Source organism: Novosphingobium sp. AAP83 (assembly GCF_001295795.1).
Classification (GTDB): Bacteria; Pseudomonadota; Alphaproteobacteria; order Sphingomonadales; family Sphingomonadaceae; genus Novosphingobium.
Genome location: NZ_LJHY01000071.1, coordinates 41,928 through 64,482, shown reverse-complemented (window position 1 = coordinate 64,482; position 22,555 = coordinate 41,928). Strand labels below are relative to the sequence as shown.

Genomic DNA, 22,555 nt, shown 5'->3' with positions numbered 1-22,555 from the left:
GTTTCCAAACCCGCCAACCCCCGCTAAGGGCGCGTTCCAGACAAGGAGTGTGGAAATGGGTTTTCGTTGCGGGATCGTCGGGCTTCCCAATGTCGGTAAATCGACGCTATTCAATGCGCTGACCGAAACGCAGGCCGCGCAGGCGGCAAACTATCCGTTCTGCACGATCGAACCCAACGTCGGCAATGTCGGCGTGCCCGATCCACGTCTGGACAAACTGGCCGCGATTGCTGGCAGCCAAAAGATCATTCCGACGCAGCTTGGCTTCGTTGATATCGCAGGCCTCGTGCGCGGTGCTTCGAAGGGCGAAGGCCTTGGTAATCAGTTCCTTGGCAACATCCGCGAAGTGGATGCCATCGTCCATGTGCTGCGCTGTTTCGAAAATGACGACATCCAGCACGTTGATAATAAAGTAGATCCTGTCTCTGACGCTGACACGGTGGAAACCGAATTGATGCTGTCTGACCTTGAAAGCCTCGAAAAGCGTGTTCCGGCAGCGGTGAAGAAGGCCGCACAGGGCGACAAGGAAAACAAGCTGATTGCCTCGGTGCTCGGCCAAGCCCTTGAGTTGCTGCGCGAAGGCAAGCCCGCTCGCCTGACCAAGCCCAAGGACGAAGAAGAAGAGCGCGTGTTCAAGCAAGCGCAACTGCTTACCGCCAAGCCGGTGCTCTATGTGTGCAATGTGGACGAAGACAGCGCCGCCACCGGAAACGAATTTTCCGCCCGCGTGTTCGAAAAGGCCAAGGCCGAAGGCGCCAATGCGGTCATCGTATCGGCGGCCATCGAATCCGAACTGGTCGGCATGGACCCCGAAGAGCGCAGCGTTTTCCTTGAGGAAATGGGCCTGCACGAAACCGGCCTCGCCCGCGTGATCCGTTCCGGCTACGAACTGCTGCACCTGATCACGTTCTTCACTGTCGGCCCCAAGGAAGCGCGCGCATGGACCACGCATCTGGGCGCAAAGGCCCCGGAAGCGGCCGGTGAAATCCATTCCGACATGCAGCGCGGCTTCATCCGCGCTGAAACCATCGCTTACGATGATTTCGTCACATTGGGCGGTGAAAGCGCCGCACGCGATGCGGGTAAGCTGCGCCAAGAAGGCAAGGAATACCAGATCAAGGACGGCGACGTTCTACACTTCAAATTCAACGTCTAAATCAGATCGCCCGGCACTGGAAATCGCCGCTGGCGGAATAGACGGGCCGCTCATGCTCGTCGGTGATCACCAGCTTGCCCTTGAATTGCTGCCCGGTGCCCAGCGGCGTGGCCGGGCTGCTTGCGGTGAGCGTCAGCGCGTTTTCTTTGCCGGTATAGTGTGACCAGCTGCCCAATGGCATCTGCGCGCTACCAGTGTCGGGCGCGAGGATGACGAGCGCATTCCCCACTTTGATTACCCCGCGCTTGTCTTGCGCCAGAAGCACCGCGCCAATCCCGCCGCCTTCCGGAACAAACGCACAACCCGTGCCGTGCAGCTTGTTTTTGGTTATATCGGGCGAGAGGATCGGCTGTAGCGCCAAAGGCTCCACCGGAGCCTTGATATCTTGCGCCGCGTTAACCGCCGCAATCGCCTCGGCATCGCTCGGCTCTTTTTCCCCGCAGCCTGTGAGGGCCAGAACCCCGAGGGTGATCAACGCGCTGCGTGGCAAAGTCGGCATCATTTTCTCCCGAACAGCTTTTCGATATCGCCATGCGCCAGTTTGACCCATGTCGGACGGCCATGATTGCACTGCCCTGATCGCGGCGTCACTTCCATTTCGCGCAGCAGCGCGTTCATTTCGGCCACAGACAGCACGCGCCCCGCCCTGACCGAGCCGTGGCAGGCCATCGTGGCAAGCACCAGATCAAGCCTTTCCCCCAGAAGCAGGGCATCGCCGTTCTGCGCAAGATCATCGGCAACATCGGCCACCAGCTTGGCCGGATCACCCTTGGCCAGTGCTGCCGGAATGGCGCGCACCAACATCGCGCCCGGCCCGAAGCGTTCCAGTACCAGCCCATATTCCGCAAGTTTGGCCGATGCGTCCTCCAGCCGGTCACACGATACTTCTTCCAATTCGACGACTTCGCCGATCAGCAGCGCCTGGCTAGGGGCGGCGCCCTGCCCTGCACCGCCTGCGCGCAAGCGTTCCAGCACAAGGCGTTCGTGCGCGGCGTGTTGATCAACGATGACAAGGCCATCCTCGGCCTCTGCCACGATATAAGTATTGGCCACTTGGCCCCGTGCCACGCCCAACGGGTGCTGTGTTGCAGGCACGACCGGTTCGGACGCTTCTTCGGCGCGGGCCGCGATGGGGGCCATCAGCGTCTGCTCATAGCCGCGCCAGGCCTGTCCGGCATCGGAAACGCGCGCTTCGGGCCGCCATTGCTGGGCGAAGATAGAGCCTTGCTGCGGCAGGCTGGCTCCGGATTCGGGCGCAATCGGCTCTGCCTGCCACGCTGCCATCGCGCTGGCAGACGGAGCTTGCGCTGCACGCCGGTCCCCGCTCGCCAAGGCATGGCGCAGGCCGGAGACGACCATGCCGCGCACCAGTTGCGGATCGCGGAAACGCACTTCGGTCTTGGCGGGATGCACATTGACATCCACCTCGCTGCCGGGAACTTGCAGGAACAGCGCCAACACCGCATGGCGATCACGCGCCAGCATATCGGCATAGGCTCCGCGCACCGCGCCGATCAGCAGCCGGTCCTTCACCGGACGCCCATTTACGAATAAATACTGGTGATCGGCCACGCCGCGATTGAAGGTGGGCAATCCGGCCACACCGACCAGATGATAATCACCGCGCGCCAGATCGACCGCCACCGAATTGCCCGCCAATTCGCGTGCCACCAGTTGCGCCACGCGCGCTTCCAGCGTTTCATCGCTCTGCACATGCAGCGCGCGGCGGCCATCATGCTCCAACGTAAAGCCAAGGTCTGGCCTCGCCATTGCCAGGCGGCGCACCACGTCTTGCGCGGCGGCCCATTCCGACCGGGCGCTGCGCAGGAATTTGCGGCGTGCGGGAATTTTCTCGAACAAATGCTCCACCCGCACCCGCGTGCCGGGAGGCAAAGCGGCAGGGCCTTCCGACAGCAACACGCCGTTATCGACCACGCGCTTCCAGCCATCGGCGCTGCCTTGCGGGCGGCTCTCGATAGTAACCCGCGCTACGGACGCTATCGAGGGCAGCGCTTCCCCACGAAAACCGAGCGTTTCGACTTGCTCAATGGCCTCATCCGGCAGCTTCGATGTAGCATGCCGTTCAAGCGCGAGTTCGACTTCATCAGGCCGCATTCCGCAACCGTCATCAGACACCTCGATCATCGCAAGGCCACCTTCGGCAAGGCGCACGTGGATGTGCACAGCGCCCGCATCAATGGCGTTTTCGACCAATTCCTTGAGCGCGCTGGCAGGGCGTTCAACCACCTCACCGGCGGCAATCCGGTTGATCAGCGTTTCAGGAAGGCGACGGATGACTCTCATATTCGGGGTATCCTTAGCGTCGAACCTGCCTTTTTTCGAGACAAGCGGAAAAGTTATCCATCCAATCGCACACAAGCCTATGGGTTTTACCGAAAACCCCTGCTAGTGAGCCACCTTCCCGGGCGCACATTCTGGAGGGGTCTGGCGCGTGCCCGTGCGCCAAACCGCAGTTTATTTACGGATTTTCTGATGGCTTCGATCTTTTCGCGATTCTTCAAATTCGGTTCGCAGAACATTGCGATCGATCTCGGCACGGCCAACACGCTGGTTTACGTGCAGGATCGCGGCATTGTTTTGAACGAGCCTTCGGTCGTAGCTATCGAGACGATCAACGGCATCAAGCGGGTCAAGGCCGTGGGCGATGACGCCAAGATGATGATGGGCAAAACGCCTGACAACATCGAAGCGATCCGCCCGCTTCGCGATGGCGTGATTGCCGATATCGAAGTGGCCGAAGAAATGATCAAGCACTTCATCCGCAAGGTGAATGGATCAAAAAGCCTGCTGCGCTTCCCTGAAATCGTGATCTGCGTGCCCTCGGGCGCCACATCGGTTGAAAAGCGCGCGATCCGCGATGCTGCCAGCAACGCCGGAGCCAGCCAAGTTTACCTGATTCTCGAACCGATGGCTGCGGCGATCGGTGCCGATATGCCCGTCACCGAGCCCATCGGCTCGATGGTCGTCGATATCGGCGGCGGTACGACCGAAGTCGCCGTGCTCTCGCTACGCGGCCTCGCCTACACCACCTCGGTGCGCGTCGGCGGTGACAAGATGGACGAAGCCATCGTTTCCTACGTTCGCCGCCATCACAACCTGTTGATTGGCGAAGGCACCGCAGAACGCATCAAGAAGGAATATGGCATCGCCACCGTCCCTGCTGATGGTGTGGGTGAAACAATCGCCATCAAGGGCCGCGACCTTGTGAACGGCGTGCCCAAGGAAATCACGATCACACAGGCCAATGTGGCCGAAGCACTGTCCGAACCCATCGGCGCGATTGTCGAAGGTGTGCGTATCGCGCTGGAAAACACCGCGCCGGAACTGGCCGCAGACATCGTCGATCAGGGCATCGTGCTTACCGGTGGCGGTGCACTGATTCGCGGTTTGGACGAGCATCTGCGCGAAGAGACCGGCCTCCCGGTTAGCGTTGCCGAAGATCCGCTTTCGTGCGTAGCGCTGGGCACGGGCCGTGCGATGGAAGATCCGATTTATCGCGGCGTGCTAACCACCGCTTGATCGCTTATAACGGGTTGCAATGCGGCTCCAGAACGGAGCCGGCTTGAAGGGGTGAACGGATGGCGCGGTCGCAGGACCGGCGCCCGGGCTATTCGCGCAGGGCGCAATACGGGATTTTTACCGGCTACGTTATCGCCTTGCTTGGCGTCGTGGCGGGGATCACCGTGCTTGCCGTCTCGCTGATCCAACCGGACGCCTTCTCCTTTGCCCGCAGTTCCGCAGCCGAGGTTGCAAGGCCGATGGGCAAAGCCAGCGCAAAGGGCCGCGCCACCAGCCAGTCGGTATTCGGTGCCATCGGGGCCTATTTCAACGCAGGTCAGCAAAACACCGATTTGCGCCGCGAAGTGGATGCCGCGCGCGCAAACGCGGTTTCGATGCAAGCCATTCAAGATGAAAACCGCCGGTTGAAAGCGCTGCTCGAAATCGTTGATCCGGAACGCAAACCGGTGGCAACAGTCCACCTTATTGGCTCGACCTCCTCCAGCACGCGGCGCTTTGCGATTATCGATGCAGGATCGAATGAAGGTGTGAAGCCGGGCTTCCCCGTTCGCGCCGCATCCGGCCTGATCGGACGCGTGGTCGAAGTCGGGCCTGATACAGCGCGGGTGCTTTTGATAACCGACCCTGAAAACGTCGTGCCCGTGCGCCGCGCCAGTGATGGACTTACCGCCTTCGTGCAGGGCGCGTCAAACGGACGCATCGATATCCGCCTGATCAACATGGGCGTCAATCCGGTGAAGAAGGGCGATGTTTTCGTCACTTCAGGTTCGGGTGGGCTCTATCCACCGGGAATCCCTGTAGCCATCGCTACAAACCCGCACCGCGATGGCGCAACCGGCTACCTTGCCGCTGATCCTGCAAACAACGAATACGTTATCGTCGAGCCGAGCTATCAGGCCCAAGCTGCCGCCCAGCTTGAACAGATCGCCAAGGACGGCGAAAGCCTCGTTGCTGAAACGCCGTGACCTGGAAAAACATTGCAGCTGGCCCTGATGCCGTCCGCAAGCGGATCAACCGTGAACCCCTGCCCGCGCTTGCAATTGGCCTGCCATGGCTGACAATCATCCTTGCATCTATGGTCAGCTTTTCGCCGATCATTGCCTCTGCGCCGATCGTGCCTCCGCTGTCTTATCTGATGTTGCTGGGCTGGCGCATGATGCGCCCTGGCCTTCTACCGGTCTGGGCAGGCCTGCCGCTGGGCTTTTTTGACGATCTCTACTCTGGACAGATATTTGGTTCCGGCATCCTGCTGTGGTCGCTATCGATGCTGGCGATGGAACTGATTGACGAGCGCTTTTTGTGGCGCAGCTTCGCGCAGGACTGGCTCGCCGCGAGCTTGCTGACCACCGGTTACCTCTTGGCAGGGGCGGCTTTGGCAGGCCTCGTCACCGGCTATCCCCTGCCCTTTGTCATTCTTCCCCAAGTGCTGATTTCGGTGCTGTTTTTCCCCGTGACAGCCGGTATCATTGCCCTGCTTGATCGCGTGCGGTTGTTGCCGCTCAAACGGCTATGAAACTGAATTCGCGTCTGCCGATGACATCGGCAATCCTGACCCACAGGTTTGAGCGACGCACATTCGTGTTAGGCTCGCTGCAAGCCGGTGTTGGCGTATTGCTGGCCACGCGGCTCGGCTATCTCGCAGTCGCACAGAACGAAAAATACCAGGCTGAGTCGGAAAGCAATCGCGTCAACCTTACCCTGATTCCGCCAAGGCGTGGTTGGGTGCTGGACCGTTTCGGCAATGCATTGGCGGCCAATCGCGCCGATTTCCGCGTCGATCTTATTCCCGACCGTGTGAGCAATCCCGATCGCACAATGGCGACGCTAACAAGCTTGCTGAACCTTCAACCGGATCGCGTGCGCGACATTCGCGACAAGCTTGACAAGGCGCGCGGTTTCCAGCCCGTCGAAGTCGCCTCAAACCTTGACTGGGACAAATTCGCTGCCGTCTCCGTGCGCCTGCCTGAACTTCCCGGTGTCATCCCGCAGCGCGGCTATTCGCGATTCTATCCGGCCGGTGCGGCGGTGGGCCATCTGCTGGGCTATGTTGGTGCAGCGTCAGCCGAAGATTACGAGAAAGAGCGCAATCCGCTGCTGATCACGCCCGGCTTCAAAATCGGCAAGGACGGGCTGGAAAAGCACTTCGAAACGCGCTTGCGCGGTGTGCCGGGTGCGCGCCGGGTGGAAGCCACCGCTTCAGGACGGATCGTGCGCGATCTTGGCACGCGCGAAGATGTGCCGGGTAAACCTATCCAGCTTACCATCAATGCCGGCCTGCAAGACTATGCCGCGCGCCGTATCGGGCTTGAATCCGGTTCGGTTGTGGTAATGGACTGCGAGACCGGCGACGTGCTGGCCATGGCTTCGATGCCCAGCTTTGACCCGAACAGCTTTTCCGATGGTATTGGCCGCATCGAATGGAAGATGCTGTCCGAAGACGATCATGTGCCCTTGCGCAACAAAGTGCTGCGCGGGCTCTATCCGCCCGGCTCCACGGTAAAGCCGATGGTAGCAATGGCCTTCTTGGAAGCCGGACTTGACCCTAGCGCCAGCGTGGGGTGCAGCGGCGGTTTGCGCGTTGGTAATCGCGTGTTCCACTGCTGGAACCGGCGCGGCCACGGCACGGTGGATATGGCCAAGGCTATTTACCAGTCTTGCGACGTCTATTTCTATCACTTCGCCCAACAGTTGGGCATGGACGTGATCGCCACCATGGCGCGCAGGCTGGGTCTGGGGCAGGAATTCCCGATGCCCTATGCCGGACAATCCTATGGCACTGTGCCAGATCCGGCATGGAAGATGCGCAAGTATCAAAAGGAATGGGCGCTTTACGATACGGTAAACGCCACGATCGGTCAGGGCTATATGCTGGTCAACCCGCTGCAACAGGCGGTGATGGCATCGCGCATTGCATCGGGCCGCGAGGTGATGCCGCGTCTGGTGCTCGATCGCAACGCGCCGCCGGTCAAATCGATGGGTTTCCGGCAGGACCATCTTGATTACATTCATGCGGCGATGAGCGAAGTGGTCAACGGGCGGGGCACCGCCGGACGCGCCCGACTGCCGGTTGAAAACGTGCTGATGGCAGGCAAGACCGGGACCGCGCAAGTCGTTGGCCTCAATGTTGCCAATGGCAAAAGCGGCGCATGGAAGTACCGCGATCACGGCCACTTCATCGCCTTTGCCCCGTTCGACAAGCCCAAATACGCTTGCGCAGTGGTCATTGAACATGGTGGCGGCTCGGGCGCAGCCTATCCCATCGCCCGCGACGTCATGACCTATATCTTTGCACCGGACAAAGCGATGGCCGTGCTGGATGAATTTGAAAAACAATGGGGCGGCAACGTGCAGCAGCGCATGGCCCGACGTTATAACAGTTTTGCGGCCCAATTTGGTGCCAGCGCGCCCAAGCCCTTACCCGATGATGAAGCGCTGACCGAGCAGGTGGAGCAAGCGCGCAAGCCCGATAGCGCCCCTGCCAATGTCCAGACAGACGCCGCCGCTCCGCCGCCCGAACCCGTCTCGGCTCCGCCCTCAACACAACCTGCCGCCACACCGGCGCAGTTACCCACAGCGCCGCAACCAACCGTGCAGGGGCAACCTTGATGCCACGCGCCTACATTCCCGCCGCGATTGCGCGTCAGCCATGGGGCGTACTACTCCCTTTAATGGCGCTTGTCGGGTTCGGCGCAGCTGTGCTCTATTCCGCCGCTGGCGGTCGGTTCGAAACCTGGTCACTGTCACACATCGTGCGCTTTTCGGTCTTTTTGGTCATGGCCATGGTCATCGCCCGCCTGCCGCAAGACTTGTTCCGGAAAATGGCAGTCCCAGGTTATGTCGTGCTCTGCCTGCTCCTGATCCTTGTCGAACTGATCGGCGGGATCGGCAAAGGCAGCCAGCGCTGGCTTAACCTCGGTTTCATGAACTTGCAGCCGTCAGAGTTGATGAAACCCGGCATTGTACTCGTGCTGTCGTGGTATTATTCCGTGCTACCAGTGGGCGAAACCCAAAACTGGCGGGCACTTGGCACAGCGGGTGTCCTTCTCGGCGTTCCGGCGGGCCTGGTAATGCTCCAGCCTGATCTAGGGACAGGCCTTTCGATCACGTTCGGCGCGGTGGTGATCATGTTCCTTGCCGGTTTGCCACTACGCTGGTTTCTCGGTGCAGGAGCGGCGGCACTTATGATCGCGCCGCTGGCGTTCTTTACCCTGCTGCACGGCTATCAGCGCAACCGCGTGCTGGTGTTCCTTGATCCCGAAAGCGATCCTCTGGGCACGGGCTATCACATTACCCAGTCGAAAATCGCCATCGGCTCGGGCGGCTTTTTCGGCAAAGGCTTTGGCGACGGCTCGCAAAGCCACCTGAACTATCTGCCCGAATCGCACACCGATTTTGTCTTTTCAACGATGATCGAGGAATGGGGCATGATCGGCGGACTGTTCGTCTTTGCCGTGTTCGGCCTGATTTATCGTTGGGGCCTTAAAGTGGCGCTGGATTCGCCCGAGCGTTTCCCGCGCCTGCTGGCCTCTGGCATGACGATGACGATCTTTTTCTACATGTGCATCAATCTGATGATGGTCATGGGCCTTGCGCCCGTGGTCGGCATCCCCTTGCCGTGGATGAGCCATGGCGGCTCTTCGATGATGACCAACATGATCTGTATCGGCACCATCATGGCCGTAGAGCGCTGGAACCGCGTTGCCCCCCGCAGCCTTTCCTGATCCTGCTTGGACGCAAAGTGCGACGTGGTTGCACAAAAGCAAAATTGGGGCTTGGCAGGGTCCAGAAAAACGCTAAGGGAACTGCTCCCGAACGGGAATGCCGGATGGCAGTGGACGCATAGCTCAGTTGGCAGAGCAGCTGACTCTTAATCAGCGGGTCCTTGGTTCGAGCCCAAGTGCGTCCACCACTCTCTTGATATTTGTTATCACGCTGTCGCGCTCCGCCACACAAGTATATGGTTCGTCTGCTACACGGGCATAGCGAAAGCACACGCGCTAGCGATCAGAGTATGAATCTCAGAAAGATCATAGTCTGATCGCAAGCAATGGGTGCAGGCTGGTGGACCAAGCGGGTCAGAGCAGGACATCGCCCCCGACATTAAAGCTCGCCAAGACGCCTGCAAAGCCGAAGCCGACGATATCATTGAACCCGTCGTTGTTGATGTCGGCGATTTCGCGGTGGAATGTGGCGTTGCTGTTCCACCCCTGGTTGGCACCAAAGTTTGCAACGTCGAAGTTGGCCGCGCCAAAGGTTCCGTCTGCCTTGCCATAGGCAACCAGCGTTCCTGCAAAACCGAAGCCGACCAGATCGGCAAAGCCGTCATTGTTGATATCGGCAACAGTGCGCGCAAAGCCGTCTTGTGTCGCCCATCCTTGCACTCTGCCGAAATTGTCCAGTGCGAGTTTGGCAGCGCCAAAGGTACCGTTGCCGTTGGACAACGCAACAAGCGTGCCTGCCTGACCGAAGCCGATGATATCGTCAAAGCCATCGCCATTCACATCGGCCACGGCGCGATGGAACTGGTTGTCGCTGGTCCAGCCTTGCGCCACGCCAAAGTTGCTTACGGCCAACGTGGCGTTCTGGAACGTGCCGTCACCCCTGCCGAGCGAGACCAGCGCTCCGGCAGAACCGAAACCGATGATATCGGCCTTACCGTCACCATTCACGTCGCCCATGGTGCGGGCAAAGCCGTCCTGCGTGCTCCAGCCTTGCGTGCTGCCAAAGTTGTTCACACCAACAGTGGGCGTGGCGAAGGACCCGTCTGCCTGTGCCAGCGAAACCAGCGTGCCCGCAAAGCCGAATCCGACAATGTCGGCACGGCCATCGCCGTTAACGTCGGCCAGTTCGCGATGGAATTGGTTGTTGCTTGTCCAGCCCGCTGTCTGGCCAAAGTTCCCGACCTTGAGCGTGGCGGCAGTGAAGCTGTTATTGGCCGCGCCAAACGACACCAGCACCCCGGCAAAACCGAACCCGACAATGTCGTTGAATCCGTCGCCGTTCACATCGGCAATGTGGCGGGGAAACAAATTCTGGCTGCTCCAGCCACCGGCCCCCACCGCAAAGTTATTCACCAACACGCCGCCAGTATTGGCAAACTTGAACGAGAACGTGCCGTCGCTGAACCGCAATTGCTCGACGTTTGCAACCGTATCAGTCCCGTCGGCCCCTGCTGCCACTGTCAGCGTGCCATTGGCATTGCGCGTAACCACGGCCTGCGAGCGGGCAACGGAATAAACCGCAACATCCGTGCCTGCACCGCCGTTGATAATGTCGTCTCCGGCCCCACCGGTCAGAATGTCATCGCCTGCATCGCCCCTCAGCACATCGCTCTGGTCGCTGCCGGAAATCGTGTCTGCACGAACGGTGCCGGTGATGTTCAAACCCGTCGAGTTTGCAACGCCACTGGCGTTGAAGGTCTGGACGAACACGCCTTCGGCAACGGGATTGCCCGGACGTGCACCAATGGTGCCGGTCAGCGTTGAACCAACCGTGAGGCCGCCTACGATCAGGAAGACTTGCGCATCTGTCGTTCCTAGTTGGGTAAGCAAAGCTGCCGGGATCCGGTATTCACCATTGGCATCAGGTGTGAGTGCAGGAATCTGGATCGAGCCCGAAGGTAGATATGTTGCGCCTGCAATTCCAGCGAGGTCAAGTGTACCACCCGACGACTGCGTGATCAGCATCCCGACCGACGTTGGCCCGGTGCCATTGGCATAAGAGGCCGAATCGATCTGGAAGGTTTCCGCACGGCCGCTTGTTGTGGCGATGAACCCGAACCCGTTGGGCAGAACTGTCGTGCTGGTGGGCACATCCACCAGCGCCGCTGTCTGGCTATAGGATAGGTCCTGCTGGCTTTCGATAAAGACGCCAACGCTTTGCCCTTGGTTCAGGCCCGTTATCTGCAAGTTCATGCGGTTGTCGATACCGAACTGGTCCAGGATAGACTGGGTGATCTGCACCCGGCCAAACGCGTCTGGCGTGAGCGCAACCGTCTGCTGTGCGCCGCCATTGCCCACACCTACCAGCGCGAACCTTGCGTTGGCAGGTGGGGAATCAAAGAAGAGCGCTTCGGGTCTTCCAGCGACAACCAAGAAGATGGTCTCGTTCGGAACAGTCGCCGTGACGGTAGCATAACGCCCTCCGGATTCCGGCTCCAGCGAATAGGTGAGAGCATAACCGCCGCCCGCGAGCGCTTGCAGATCATAAGATAAAACATCAAGCGAGTTAAGCAAGTCTGGCGACAGTCCTTGCAGCACCGTCACCGCGCCCTGTTTCGTGCCGTTCGCGGCAAACCGCTGCACCGCAAGCCCGCTTGCCGTGCCGTCGATATGATTACCATCGACCAGCCAGTGCACCACGAAGCCGCCGTCATCCAGCGCCGTCATGCCGACATTGAAACGGCCGTCATCCGTGTTTGTAAGCACCGGCGCAGATGTATTATCAATACGGGGGCCGAGCGCCCCGGTCGCCACGCCGCTGGCGTTGAAGGTCTGGACATAGAGCCCTTCGGGAATGGCGATGGCTGGACGCGAACCGATGGTGGCATTCAGCGTTGAACCGGCAGCAAGGCCGAGAACGATCAGAGCGGATTGCGCGTCACTCGTACCAAGCTGCGCCAGCAATTGAGCGGGCACGTGGTAATCACCGTTGGCATCGGGTGTCAGGCCGGTAATCTGGATTGTGCCGCTTGGCAGCCGCGTTGCTCCGGGAATTCCGGTTAAGTTAAAGCCAATATCGGTTGCAGGCGTAAACACCATAGTCACCGAACTTGGCCCGGTGCCGTTAGCAAAAGTTGCAGAATCGATGCTGAAAACTTCAGGTCTTCCAGATAATGTGAGTATACCCCCTCTACCGCTGGCTGAAGCAACAGAGCTGATAGGCACATCTACCAATGCGGCGGCGGGATCATACCGCACGTCTTCCTCGATCAAAATGCTGACGTTGACACTCTGGCCCTGCGTCAACCCTGTCACCAGCAAAACAAGGCGGTTATCGATGCTGAACTGGTCGAGAATAGCCTGCGTGATCTGGATCCGGCCAAATGCATCAGGGGTGAGCGCAACGGTTATTGACGCACCATTATTGCCTGAACCCTGCAGCGCATAACTGGCGTTGGCAGGTCCTGATTGTACGAAGAACCCGCTGGGACGTCCGACTACATTAAAGCCAAAAGTCAAGCCAGTCCCGCCTGCCGTCGCCTGAACTCCGCGCCCACCGCTCTCAAGGCCCAGCGCATAGGTCAGGGCATAACCGCCTCCTGCCAGCGCTTTCAGGTCATACGATGAAATATCCGGCGCATTGAGCACCTCTTGCGACAGCCCTTGCAGGACCGTCACCCCGCCTTGCTGCGTGCCGTTGGCGGCAAACCGCTGCACTGCAAGGCCACCAGCGCTGCTGTTTACATCACCGTCATCGATCACCCAGTGCACAACATAGCCGCCATCATCCAGCGCCGTCAGCCCGACATTGTTTCGCCCGCCGTCTGTGTCGAACAGCACTGGGGCCGGTCCGCCATCAAGCCGGGGACTTTGCGCACCAATCGCCACCCCGCTCGCGTTGAAGGTCTGAACAAACAGACCTTCCGGATTGGCAGTGGCCGGACGTGTGCCCATAGTGGCGGTTAGCGTTGAACCGACGGTAAGCCCGCCAACGATCAGGACTGTTTGGGCATCAGCAGTGCCAAGTTGGGCGAGCAATGCAGAGGGAATGCGGTAATCACCGTTGGCATCGGCTGTCACGCCGTCAATCTGGATCGTGCCGTCGGCCAGGCGTGTGGCGCCAGCAATTCCGGTGAGGTTAAACCCGATATCGATTGTCGGCGTGATCTGCATAGTGACAGAACTTGGCCCGGTACCATTCGTAAACAATGCAGAGTCAATGTGGAAGGTTTCTTGGCGACCGGAATTCGAGAAAATGAACCCGAAGCCGGGATTCACCACGACAGAACTGGTGGACACATTCACGAGTGCTGCTGCCAGATCATAACGGACGTCCTCTTGGACCGAGATGCTTACATTGGCGGTTTGCCCCGAGGTCAACCCGGTCACCTGCAAGAAGAAGCGGTTATCGATACCGAACTGATCGAGGATTGCTTGCGTAATCTGGATTTGGCCAAACGCATCAGGCGTGAGTGAAACCGACGTTCTCACAAGGTCATTGTTCACCCCATTTAGCACAAAACCTGCGTTGGCGGGGGCACCCTGAACGAAGAAGGATGCAGGGCGTCCCGCGATATTCAGAAACGGTGTCATAGAGGTGTATGTTTCAAAACGCCCTCCCGACCGAAGCTCCAGCGAATAAGTGAGGACATAGCCACCACCCGCGAGCGCCTGTAAATCATATGACGCATCGTCCTGGTTTTTGATAAGGTCCTCCGGGAGCCCTTGCAGGACCGTCACGCCACCCTGTTTTGTGCCATTGGCGGCAAAACGCTGCACCGCAAGACCGCTTGCACTGCCGTCAATATCACCACCATCGATCAGCCAATGGACGACGAAACCGCCCCCATCCAGCGCCGTCATCCCGACGTTGCTCCGACCGTCATCCGTTTCAGACAACCCCGGTGCCAACCCGCCATCAATGCGGGTAGCCAAACGTACCGTCGGCACCAAAGCATTGTTTACCATACATCCCCCAACCAAACTGACAAATGATCGCCCAGCCTTCGCTTCCGAAGCCTTTGTCACAATCATTTAGAAATTTATCGGAGAAAGCAATTAACTATCGTAAACTATTGTGACAATTTTCACCATTATTCCCGATTATCCTGCAAGAACTGCTCAAAAAAAACGCCGGGACTTTTGGCCCCGGCGCAATACTCTGGTCTGGTCAATCAGGTTAGAACTTGAAACCTGCCATCACACCATAACGGCGCGGTTCAAGAGTGAAGATGTTGGTAAACAGGCCGGATGATTGGTCGGTCACGTAAAGGCCGGTGGTTGCGTTATTGTTGGCGATATTCTGGATGTAGCCTCGCAGGAACCAGCGATCATCCCGGCCATTCAACTGGATCTGCGCATTCATCACAGAAAAGCCCCGAATCCGGTTGATATTGCCATTGAAGATCGTGCCATAGCTGTCGCCGGTATAATTGATGTCAAACCGGGGTACGATCGACATGTCTCCCGCTTCCAGCGTGTATTGAACACCGGCAGACCATTTGAATTCCGGCGCTTGGGGCAATTGGTTGCCCTTCACGTTGCGCTCGATCCCCGAACTCACGCGAATGCCGCCAAACGCGCTGCCCACTGCCGCCGCCTGCTGTGCCAGAACACCGCAGATGGAAAACGCGCCGGTCGTGTTTGTGCCCGGGATCGGAGTTGCCGGACGCAAGCCGACGCCGCCGTTGATCGTGTTGACAAAAGCATTGGCCGCAGCCGCACTTGCCCCGGTTACCGCACAGTTCGATCCCAGCGTGATATCCTTGATGATCACAGTGTCCGGTCGGCCTGCGGAAACATCGCGCGTGTCCACAAAGAACTGGTCGCCTGCAACCTTGGTTTTCAGATAACTGGCCGAAACGTTGACCAGCAGATTGCGCGTCGGGGCCATGATCGCCTCGGCCTCGACGCCGTAGATATTGGCATCGATATTGTCGTTAACCGAAGTGCGCGCGGTAATGCGGCTAAGCTGCAGATCCTTGTAGCGATAGTAAAACGCCGAAAGGTTGAGCTGCAAAGCGCCAAAGCGGTTTTTCGAACCCAGTTCAAACGCGTCCACCGTTTCGGGCTTGAACACATCGTTGACCGAACCCACCGAGAGCGGCGGGTTGATACCGCCCGATTTGTACCCGCGTGAATAGGACACATAGACAAGATTATCCGAACTGATCTGATAATCGATCACCGCGCGCCCGGTCATCCGGCCAAAGCTGACCGAGCGTTCCTGGAAGGGCTGAACACCTGCCTGACCCTTGTCGAAATCGGCTGTGGCAATGTTCAGCGCATCTTCCAACCGCGTAGCGCCAACCGGGGCAAGGATGGCACCGCCGCTGGCAAACTCGCTCGACAACCCGTTGCTCAGCAGGGTTGTTCGTGCGCGGGTGGATTTCTTGTCGTGATTGTAACGCAGGCCCAGTGTCAACTTCAGCTTATCGTTGAACTGGAAATAGGTTTCACCAAAGATGCCATAGCTGTTAAGCAAGCCACGTTCGGTATTGCTGCGGAAGAATGGCGATGCGCGGAACACCGCCCTGCCCCCGGTTGCGCCCGATGCCGCCGCCGCAGCACCGAGAATCCCTGCGGCATAATCAAGGCCGAAGGAATTGACGAAATAGTTGTTATTCGTCGTCTCGCCCCGCAGATAATTGGCACCGATCAGGAAATTGAACATGCCGTCAAAATCGGAATCGATATGGGCCTCGCCAGCATATTGTTTGTAGGACTGGCTTGATTCATCAATATCCAGCGATGTCCGGGCACAGAGCGGCTGGGCATTGGCACCAAACACCCCGACATTGTTTGTATCGATGTCAGACTGGCAGACGTTTCCGGTGGGGCCATTGGGGATCAGGCGGGCTGCAATCGGCGCAAAGGCAAATGCCGTTGCCGGATTGGCCGCAAATGCCGCCAAGGCGAACAGCCCCGGGCTGCCGGAAATCGCGCGCGCGGTTGTTAGGTTATAGTCCGTCCGGCTGCGAATGGTGTTGCGCGAATAACCGGCGGTCACATTCAGCGTAAGTTTATCGCCCAGCGTTTGCTGCAATTTGCCTTGGTAGACTTCTTCTTCGGCGAAATAGGATGGCAGATAATCGACATCTACCGTCCTGACGTCAGCGGGATTGCGTGCGCCCAGGAAGCCATCGCCATCATCACCATAGATGCTGCCAAGGCCAAGCGCTGCAAAACTGGGGGAAACGGCGATGCCAAAGAATTCACGCGAAGATAGCAGATTGGCCAGCGTCGCATCACCGTTGGGGGCTTCATTGGCCAGTTTATCCGGCAAACAGCCCAACACGCCGGTCGGGTCGCGGTGGCACAATTGCTTTTGTACGCGGCTGCGATTGTCATTCTCGCGGAAGTAATAGGCAGACAGATCAACCGTAGTGTTGGCGCTTGGCTCCCAGCGCAGAGATCCGCGCAGCGCATACATATCGCGCCCGTCGATGCGGCTGTTGGTGCCAATGTTATACGTATACCCGTCGCGCTTGTTATACATTCCGGCCACGCGGATACCGAGCGTATCGGTTAGCGGCGCATTGACCATGCCGCGCACGCGGACCGAATTGTACTTGCCGTAATCAACGTCACCCGATGCGCCAAAGCCTGAAAGATCAGGGCGCGCGGTAATGATGTTGACTACGCCCGAAGTGGCGTTGCGGCCAAACAAGGTGCCTTGCGGACCGCGCAGCACTTCGATCCGTTCCAGATCGAAGAATTCGGTTTCGAACAGTCGGCTGGCAACCATCGGCATATCGTTCAGATGGATGCCGGTGGCAGCATCGCACGAAACACCCACGCACAAGTCGCCAATACCGCGAATGGTAAAGCTTGAGGAGGTAAAGTTGGTCTTGGTAAACGTCACGTTAGGCAATGAAAGCTGCAAGTCAGATGAATTCTGGATTTGCTGCTTATCGAGATTTTCAGCAGAAAATGCCGATACCGCAATCGGCACCGCCTGAAGTGATTGCGCTTGGCGCTGCGCGGTTACGATGATTTCTTCAAAGCCGATATTATCATCGGCGGTTTGTGCAATAACGGGTGACGATATGGCTGTAACGCACACGCCAGCCATTAGGGAAAGTTTGCCCCTCATAAGTCAGACCTCTCTCCAGCGATGCCCATCGTTTATCGTGGGTCACGTGAAACACAGGACATAACGGGAGCAAACTTTTGTCAATCGGTTAATTAAAAACTGTCCATTCCGTAACGTAAGGTTATCGGGGATTGGGGCGCTGCCCGTGCCAAAACACCCGGATTTATGGAAAATCGCCGCGATCACCGTCCAAAACCGGCATCCTAGAGGCTCGACCGGCGACTCGAGTGATGCTGTTGCGTTTCAGATTATGTCTCCATGCGGTGGCAACGGACGACCGGGTGCTTGCTCTAAACCCTCGGCGAGAAACCCCCGGCGATACCCGAAAAGGCATCAACCAAGTATACTTTAATAAGCTTCGAAAATGGCATATCGTAATAATCTATCTCACTGAAAAAGAGAAAATATTACTGATAATATTAGCTTTTTTATTCAATATGACGCCCGCCTTAAATTAATACGTGGAAGTACTTAGCGTTAAACCGAATAGTTAAATGACTTATCTTCGCGGATTAACGGCGATGGAATGGCGGGGGTTCGGCATTCCTTTAGCCGACGGGGGTGTCATCGGATGAGCCAGAACCAGCTTAGGGCCAAAGCACGCAGACTAATTGCTGCCGCAAATGAATTGCTTGCCATCGCACACGAGCTTGAACTCACCGGAGATAGCCCCTTATCGGCGGACAAAGGCACGACTTATAACGCCAAGGACAGCCCCGTATGGGCAGAAGTGGCCCGTTCCAGCTATCGCGAACGCCGCCGCCGGGGTGAAGTGTTTGACGATCCTACCCTGTTTGGCGAACCGGCTTGGGACATCATGCTCGATCTGTTCATCGCTGCCAAGGAACGCAAACGCCTACCGGTGACCAGTGCCTGCATCGGCGCTGCGGTTCCCGTCACCACCGCCTTGCGCTGGCTGACTGTGCTGGAAGACAAAGGCCTGATTATCCGCGAAAATGACGCTGCCGATGCACGCCGCGTGTTCGTCCGACTGTCAACCGATGGCTACGAAAAGATGATCACCTATTTCAGCAGCGTCGCCGGGAACATGCGGCAGGATGAACACATCGAATCACCTGCTTTCCGCGTGGCCAACTGATCCACGAACCAAAAAGGGCGGCCCGCAAGAGCCGCCCCTTTGTTGTTAAGTCAGCAGCAATCAGCCGCCGAGGCGACCAAACGCGGCCTTGCCGGCATAACGTGCCGACGAACCAAGCTCTTCCTCAATGCGGATCAGCTGGTTGTACTTGGCCAACCGGTCAGACCGCGCAAGCGAACCCGTCTTGATCTGGCCGCAGTTGGTGGCAACTGCAAGATCGGCAATCGTTGCATCTTCGGTTTCACCCGAACGGTGCGACATGACGGCGGTATAACCGTTGCGCTGCGCAATGCTCACCGCTTCCAGCGTTTCGGTCAGCGTGCCGATCTGGTTGACCTTGACCAGCAGCGAATTGGCAAGGCCCTTGCCGATGCCCATCGTCAGGCGCTTTGGGTTGGTCACGAACAGATCGTCGCCGACCAGTTGCACACTCTTGCCAACCTTCGACGTCAAAGCCGCCCAGCCTTCGAAATCATCTTCGCTCATGCCGTCTTCAATCGAGATGATCGGATAGGCATCGCACAGCGCGGCAAGGTAATCGGCCATGGCATCGGGCGAAAGCGAGAGGCCTTCACCGCTGATTTCATACTTGCCATTCTTGAAGAATTCGGTGGCGGCGCAATCAAGCGCGATCATCATGTCTTCGCCCGGCTTGAAGCCTGCCTTTTCAATCGACTCCATCACGAAATCGAGCGCATCGCGCGTGCTGGCAAGGTTGGGCGCAAAGCCGCCTTCATCGCCCACAGAGGTCGACAGGCCCTTGTCATGCAGGCCCTTCTTGAGCGTGTGGAACACTTCTGCGCCCCAGCGCACCGCCTCGGCCAGCGTTGGCGCGCCCACCGGCATGATCATGAATTCTTGGAAATCGATGGGGTTATCGGCATGCTCGCCGCCGTTGATGATGTTCATCATCGGCACCGGCAGCACGTGCGCCGAAACCCCGCCGACATAGCTGTAAAGCGGAAGGCCGCGCGCATCGGCTGCTGCCTTTGCCGTCGCAAGGCTGACGCCCAAAATCGCGTTCGCACCAATACGGCTCTTATTCTCGGTCCCGTCAAGTTCGATCATCGCCAGATCGATGTCGCGCTGGTCTTCGGCATCCAGGCCAACAAGCGCTTCGGCAATGTCAGAATTGACCGCCGTAACCGCCTTGGTCACACCCTTGCCCATATAGCGCGCCTTGTCGCCATCACGCAGTTCAACCGCCTCATGCGCGCCGGTCGATGCGCCCGATGGCACAGCGGCGCGGCCAAAACTGCCGTCTTCCAGCAGAACATCAACTTCAACGGTGGGGTTGCCACGGCTATCGAGGATTTCACGGGCATGAATGTCAAGGATCGCGGTCATGGATTGCTCCCTGCAAGGGCGGCGGCAAAGAATCTTGCGCACCAAAGGTCTGGCGCGGCCCTATCGTTTGGAACCCAGACAGGCAAGCCGCGTTGGTGGTAGAATACGCCGAACAGTAATCAAACCCGCAGCCTTTGTGTTATAGGGTCTAGCAAGTTACCAGTTACTGCCCATATCGTAGCGGCAACAACCGCACGACATGCCGAAGGGAACCCACAATGGCCGATACCACGATGACCCCCGCCGATGCTGTCACCACCGACGCCGCAACTCCTGAAGCAACGGAAACCACCAGTTCCAAGGGCCGCTTCACCAAAGCCATCGAAGAAGCCAAGGCCGGTGCCGAAGCGCTAAAGGGTGAAGCCATCGACAAAGGCGCGGAATACAAAGCCAAGGTCAGCGAAACCGCAACCGATTGGATAGGCGAAGCCAAAGGCTATGCTGAACAAGCCAAGGAAAAGGGCGCAGCCCTCGCCGTTGAAGGCAAGGCCAAGGCCAGCGACGCCCTCACCACGCTTGGCAAAGTCATTTCCGACAATGCCGGAACCATCGATGAAAAGCTGGGCGTGCAATATGGCGATTACGCCCGCACCGCCGCGCGCTCGATCCAGGAAACCGCCGCCAAGCTTGAAGCCAAGGATCTGGGTGAACTGGGCAATGACGTGAAGGATTTTGTCCAGAAAAGTCCCGGCGTTGCCATCGGCATTGCCGCAGTTGCCGGGTTTGCCATTGCCAAGCTGCTCTCGGGCGGGTCGGACAAGGACTGACAGAAAGCCGTGATGCGGTTATGGCGGTCTGATGGCTGACACTGAACTCCCCGCTCCAGCGGATGATGATCCAAAGCCATCCTCGGTCGGCGATGCACTTCGCGCGCTGATCGAAGATGGCCAGACGCTGATCGAGGCGGAAGTCGCCTATCGCAAGGCGCAGGCCGCGTTCGGCCTCGGTGAAGCAAAAGTCATCGCGCTTCTGCTCGTGTTCGGGCTCGCTTTCGGCTTCTTCACCTTGCTGGCATTGGTCGTCGGACTGCTGCTGGCGCTAGCGTTCTACGTCGGTGTCTGGGGCGCTCTGGCGATTGTGGGCGGCTCGCTCCTCACGCTCACCGCGCTGTGCCTGTTTCTGGCGTTGAAACGGGCGGGCCGCGCCAAGGCGGCACTTTTGGTAGGCGAGAAGCCGCGATGAGCGATCCACAGACCATCGCCGCCGCGCGTGCTTTGCGCGATGAAGCGCTCGCCATCGTGCGGGCAGACCTTGAACTGGCCAAAGCAGAATCATCGCCTGCACGGATCAAGGAACGTGCAATCGATGAAGCCGTTGAGATGATTGACACCGTTCGCGACGTCGCAAACGAAAACAAGGCCATCATCGGCGCAATCTTGGCAGCATTGATCGGCTGGTTCCTCAGAGGGCCGCTGATCGATCTGGCCACCAAGGCGCGCGATGCCATCCGATCCGGAGATTGATATGAACGACGCTACGCCAGACACCAAACACGAACTGCGTGACAAAGTTGAGGCCGCGAAAACGCGATTGGCCGAACGCACCGCCAACGCGCGCCCCGTCGAAACCGTCAAGACCCTGATCGTCGAACACCCCGTCGCCTCGGTCGCCGCCGGCATTCTGCTCGGCGCGCTGATCGCCAAAGCCCTCCCCTCATCCGGACGCTTCCGCAAAGGCGCCGCCGGATTGGCCACCGTCGCGGGCAAATACGCGGTCGATTATGCGATGAAGGCCGCTGAAGCGGGCCGCGAAGGCTTGCACAAAGTCGAAGAAGCAGGCGGAAAGCTGGCCGACGCTGGCGGCACTATGGGCGGTAAGATCGCCGAAAGCAGCAGCGATGCCCGCCGCAAAGCCACCGACTTGGCCGACGTCGCCCGTGCCGCCGCCATCGAAGCCAGCGAAATCGCCATCCGCAAAATGACCGAACTGGCATCGCGCATAAAGCACTGATATTGCCCGACATGGATGGCAGCTAGACGGTGATCTTCGCCACAAGCTGCCATTCGGGAAGCGAAGCCATTCCCGACCGTTAAACCTCCGCATGTGATGGACGATTGCTGACGGCTACCGCCCATGGCAACATGATCTGACGATGAGAGGAGTGAAACGCCTTGGATCATGCCACGCCGAATCTTCCGTCACGAGACTTTACCACAACCGCAGAATTCTATGGTCGCTTCGGGTTCACAGAGAACTGGCGCGACGACAATTGGATGATTCTCGAACGAGGTGGAGTCACCCTCGAGTTTTTTCCGCATCCAGAGCTTGATCCGGCGAAGAGTTCGTTCAGTTGCTGCTTGCGCATGGATGATGTTCAGTCCTTTTTTGAAGATATCCTGCGCTCTGGTGTGCTGGAAAAAACGATGGGCTGGCCGCGCCTGCATCGCCCAAAAGCCGAGGAATGGGGCGGCAAAGTGGGTGCTCTAATCGACCCGGACGGGACTCTCCTGCGCCTGATACAGGAAGCAGATTAGCTGGCTGGCGGCTTGAGGCGCCAAAGCGAAAGCCGCCATTCCGCTCCCCACCCAATTCCCGCCAACCAGATCGTTCTGCGATCATGCCGTTTGCAGACCTTAGAGCGCCGTTCGACCAATCTGGATTACAGTGACCCAGATTGGTCGAAAAGCGCTCTAACTCACGTCCGAATTCTACCGATG

At 58.6% G+C, this 22,555-nt stretch carries 17 protein-coding genes and 1 tRNA gene; 13 read left to right on the top strand and 5 right to left on the bottom strand.

Annotation, left to right across the window (positions count from 1 at the left end; all coding sequences use genetic code 11):
- Positions 1-55 precede the first annotated feature (55 nt).
- Complete coding sequence (ychF, locus tag IP81_RS19025) at positions 56-1,156, top strand: redox-regulated ATPase YchF (RefSeq protein ID WP_054109578.1); 1,101 nt, start codon at positions 56-58, stop codon at positions 1,154-1,156.
- Between the two features lies 1 nt (position 1,157).
- Here the strand turns inward: ychF and IP81_RS19020 are convergent, their stop codons facing one another.
- Complete coding sequence (locus IP81_RS19020; protein WP_197274709.1) at positions 1,158-1,655, bottom strand: hypothetical protein; 498 nt, start codon at positions 1,653-1,655, stop codon at positions 1,158-1,160.
- On the bottom strand, positions 1,655-3,460 hold the full coding sequence (mutL, locus tag IP81_RS19015; RefSeq protein ID WP_054109576.1) for a DNA mismatch repair endonuclease MutL: 1,806 nt from the start codon (positions 3,458-3,460) through the stop codon (positions 1,655-1,657). The genes IP81_RS19020 and mutL overlap by 1 nt, the downstream gene beginning before the upstream one ends.
- Positions 3,461-3,649: 189 nt before the next feature.
- On the opposite strand from mutL, the gene IP81_RS19010 reads away from it, so the two are divergent.
- From IP81_RS19010 to IP81_RS18985, 6 genes are all read left to right on the top strand, one after another.
- Complete coding sequence (locus IP81_RS19010; protein ID WP_054109575.1) at positions 3,650-4,696, top strand: rod shape-determining protein; 1,047 nt, start codon at positions 3,650-3,652, stop codon at positions 4,694-4,696.
- Positions 4,697-4,755: 59 nt separating this feature from the next.
- On the top strand, positions 4,756-5,661 hold the full coding sequence (gene mreC / locus IP81_RS19005) for a rod shape-determining protein MreC (protein ID WP_054109574.1): 906 nt from the start codon (positions 4,756-4,758) through the stop codon (positions 5,659-5,661).
- Entirely contained in the window at positions 5,658-6,209 is a 552-nt protein-coding gene (gene mreD / locus IP81_RS19000) for a rod shape-determining protein MreD (RefSeq protein ID WP_054109573.1), read from the top strand. Before mreC ends, mreD begins: the two co-directional genes overlap by 4 nt.
- Positions 6,206-8,302: a penicillin-binding protein 2 gene (gene mrdA / locus IP81_RS18995; RefSeq protein ID WP_054109572.1), complete on the top strand. Its 2,097-nt coding sequence runs from the start codon at positions 6,206-6,208 to the stop codon at positions 8,300-8,302. Before mreD ends, mrdA begins: the two co-directional genes overlap by 4 nt.
- Positions 8,302-9,417, top strand: coding sequence for a rod shape-determining protein RodA (gene rodA / locus IP81_RS18990; protein ID WP_054109571.1), 1,116 nt, complete (start codon positions 8,302-8,304; stop codon positions 9,415-9,417). Before mrdA ends, rodA begins: the two co-directional genes overlap by 1 nt.
- A 112-nt stretch (positions 9,418-9,529) precedes the next feature.
- A tRNA-Lys gene (locus IP81_RS18985) sits at positions 9,530-9,605 on the top strand.
- Positions 9,606-9,771: 166 nt separating this feature from the next.
- Here the strand turns inward: IP81_RS18985 and IP81_RS18980 are convergent.
- A complete protein-coding gene (locus IP81_RS18980) occupies positions 9,772-14,325 on the bottom strand; it encodes a VCBS repeat-containing protein (protein ID WP_157573347.1) in 4,554 nt (1,517 codons plus the stop codon).
- A gap of 211 nt (positions 14,326-14,536) precedes the next feature.
- Positions 14,537-17,452, bottom strand: a complete 2,916-nt coding sequence (locus IP81_RS18975; RefSeq protein ID WP_157573346.1) for a TonB-dependent receptor — start codon at positions 17,450-17,452, stop codon at positions 14,537-14,539.
- 571 nt (positions 17,453-18,023) lie between these two features.
- On the opposite strand from IP81_RS18975, the gene IP81_RS18970 reads away from it, so the two are divergent.
- Positions 18,024-18,551: a MarR family transcriptional regulator gene (locus IP81_RS18970; protein ID WP_157573345.1), complete on the top strand. Its 528-nt coding sequence runs from the start codon at positions 18,024-18,026 to the stop codon at positions 18,549-18,551.
- Positions 18,552-18,611: 60 nt separating this feature from the next.
- Here IP81_RS18970 and eno read toward each other — a convergent pair whose 3' ends face one another.
- Positions 18,612-19,898, bottom strand: coding sequence for a phosphopyruvate hydratase (gene eno / locus IP81_RS18965; protein WP_054109569.1), 1,287 nt, complete (start codon positions 19,896-19,898; stop codon positions 18,612-18,614).
- A gap of 218 nt (positions 19,899-20,116) precedes the next feature.
- Between eno and IP81_RS18960 the strand changes: the two genes are divergently transcribed.
- The 5 genes from IP81_RS18960 to IP81_RS18940 all read left to right on the top strand — a co-directional run bounded on the left by IP81_RS18960 (position 20,117) and on the right by IP81_RS18940 (position 22,372).
- On the top strand, positions 20,117-20,665 hold the full coding sequence (locus tag IP81_RS18960) for a hypothetical protein (RefSeq protein WP_054109568.1): 549 nt from the start codon (positions 20,117-20,119) through the stop codon (positions 20,663-20,665).
- 31 nt (positions 20,666-20,696) lie between these two features.
- Positions 20,697-21,080 (top strand): phage holin family protein, encoded by a 384-nt coding sequence (locus tag IP81_RS18955; protein ID WP_054109567.1) that lies wholly within the window; start codon positions 20,697-20,699, stop codon positions 21,078-21,080.
- Entirely contained in the window at positions 21,077-21,361 is a 285-nt protein-coding gene (locus IP81_RS18950) for a hypothetical protein (protein WP_054109566.1), read from the top strand. Before IP81_RS18955 ends, IP81_RS18950 begins: the two co-directional genes overlap by 4 nt.
- A gap of 1 nt (position 21,362) precedes the next feature.
- The gene (locus IP81_RS18945) at positions 21,363-21,848 is read left to right on the top strand and encodes a hypothetical protein (RefSeq protein ID WP_054109565.1); all 486 of its coding nucleotides are present in this window, start codon (positions 21,363-21,365) and stop codon (positions 21,846-21,848) included.
- A 161-nt stretch (positions 21,849-22,009) separates the two neighbouring features.
- Positions 22,010-22,372 carry a bleomycin resistance protein gene (locus IP81_RS18940; RefSeq protein WP_054109564.1) on the top strand — a complete coding sequence of 121 codons (363 nt, stop codon included), beginning with the start codon at positions 22,010-22,012 and terminating at the stop codon, positions 22,370-22,372.
- Positions 22,373-22,555: the final 183 nt, after the last annotated feature.

What these genes read in the sequence shown, in the direction of transcription:
- IP81_RS19010 (WP_054109575.1), top strand. Translation starts at nt 3,650, where the DNA reads ATGGCTTCGATCTTTTCGCGATTCTTCAAATTCGGTTCGCAGAACATT.
- IP81_RS18950 (WP_054109566.1), top strand. Translation starts at nt 21,077, where the DNA reads ATGAGCGATCCACAGACCATCGCCGCCGCGCGTGCTTTGCGCGATGAA.
- mutL (WP_054109576.1), bottom strand. Translation starts at nt 3,460, where the DNA reads ATGAGAGTCATCCGTCGCCTTCCTGAAACGCTGATCAACCGGATTGCC.
- IP81_RS18970 (WP_157573345.1), top strand. Translation starts at nt 18,024, where the DNA reads ATGAGCCAGAACCAGCTTAGGGCCAAAGCACGCAGACTAATTGCTGCC.
- IP81_RS18955 (WP_054109567.1), top strand. Translation starts at nt 20,697, where the DNA reads ATGGCTGACACTGAACTCCCCGCTCCAGCGGATGATGATCCAAAGCCA.
- eno (WP_054109569.1), bottom strand. Translation starts at nt 19,898, where the DNA reads ATGACCGCGATCCTTGACATTCATGCCCGTGAAATCCTCGATAGCCGT.
- IP81_RS18980 (WP_157573347.1), bottom strand. Translation starts at nt 14,325, where the DNA reads ATGGTAAACAATGCTTTGGTGCCGACGGTACGTTTGGCTACCCGCATT.
- mreC (WP_054109574.1), top strand. Translation starts at nt 4,756, where the DNA reads ATGGCGCGGTCGCAGGACCGGCGCCCGGGCTATTCGCGCAGGGCGCAA.
- ychF (WP_054109578.1), top strand. Translation starts at nt 56, where the DNA reads ATGGGTTTTCGTTGCGGGATCGTCGGGCTTCCCAATGTCGGTAAATCG.
- mrdA (WP_054109572.1), top strand. Translation starts at nt 6,206, where the DNA reads ATGAAACTGAATTCGCGTCTGCCGATGACATCGGCAATCCTGACCCAC.
- IP81_RS18975 (WP_157573346.1), bottom strand. Translation starts at nt 17,452, where the DNA reads ATGAGGGGCAAACTTTCCCTAATGGCTGGCGTGTGCGTTACAGCCATA.
- IP81_RS18960 (WP_054109568.1), top strand. Translation starts at nt 20,117, where the DNA reads ATGGCCGATACCACGATGACCCCCGCCGATGCTGTCACCACCGACGCC.
- IP81_RS18945 (WP_054109565.1), top strand. Translation starts at nt 21,363, where the DNA reads ATGAACGACGCTACGCCAGACACCAAACACGAACTGCGTGACAAAGTT.
- IP81_RS19020 (WP_197274709.1), bottom strand. Translation starts at nt 1,655, where the DNA reads ATGCCGACTTTGCCACGCAGCGCGTTGATCACCCTCGGGGTTCTGGCC.
- rodA (WP_054109571.1), top strand. Translation starts at nt 8,302, where the DNA reads ATGCCACGCGCCTACATTCCCGCCGCGATTGCGCGTCAGCCATGGGGC.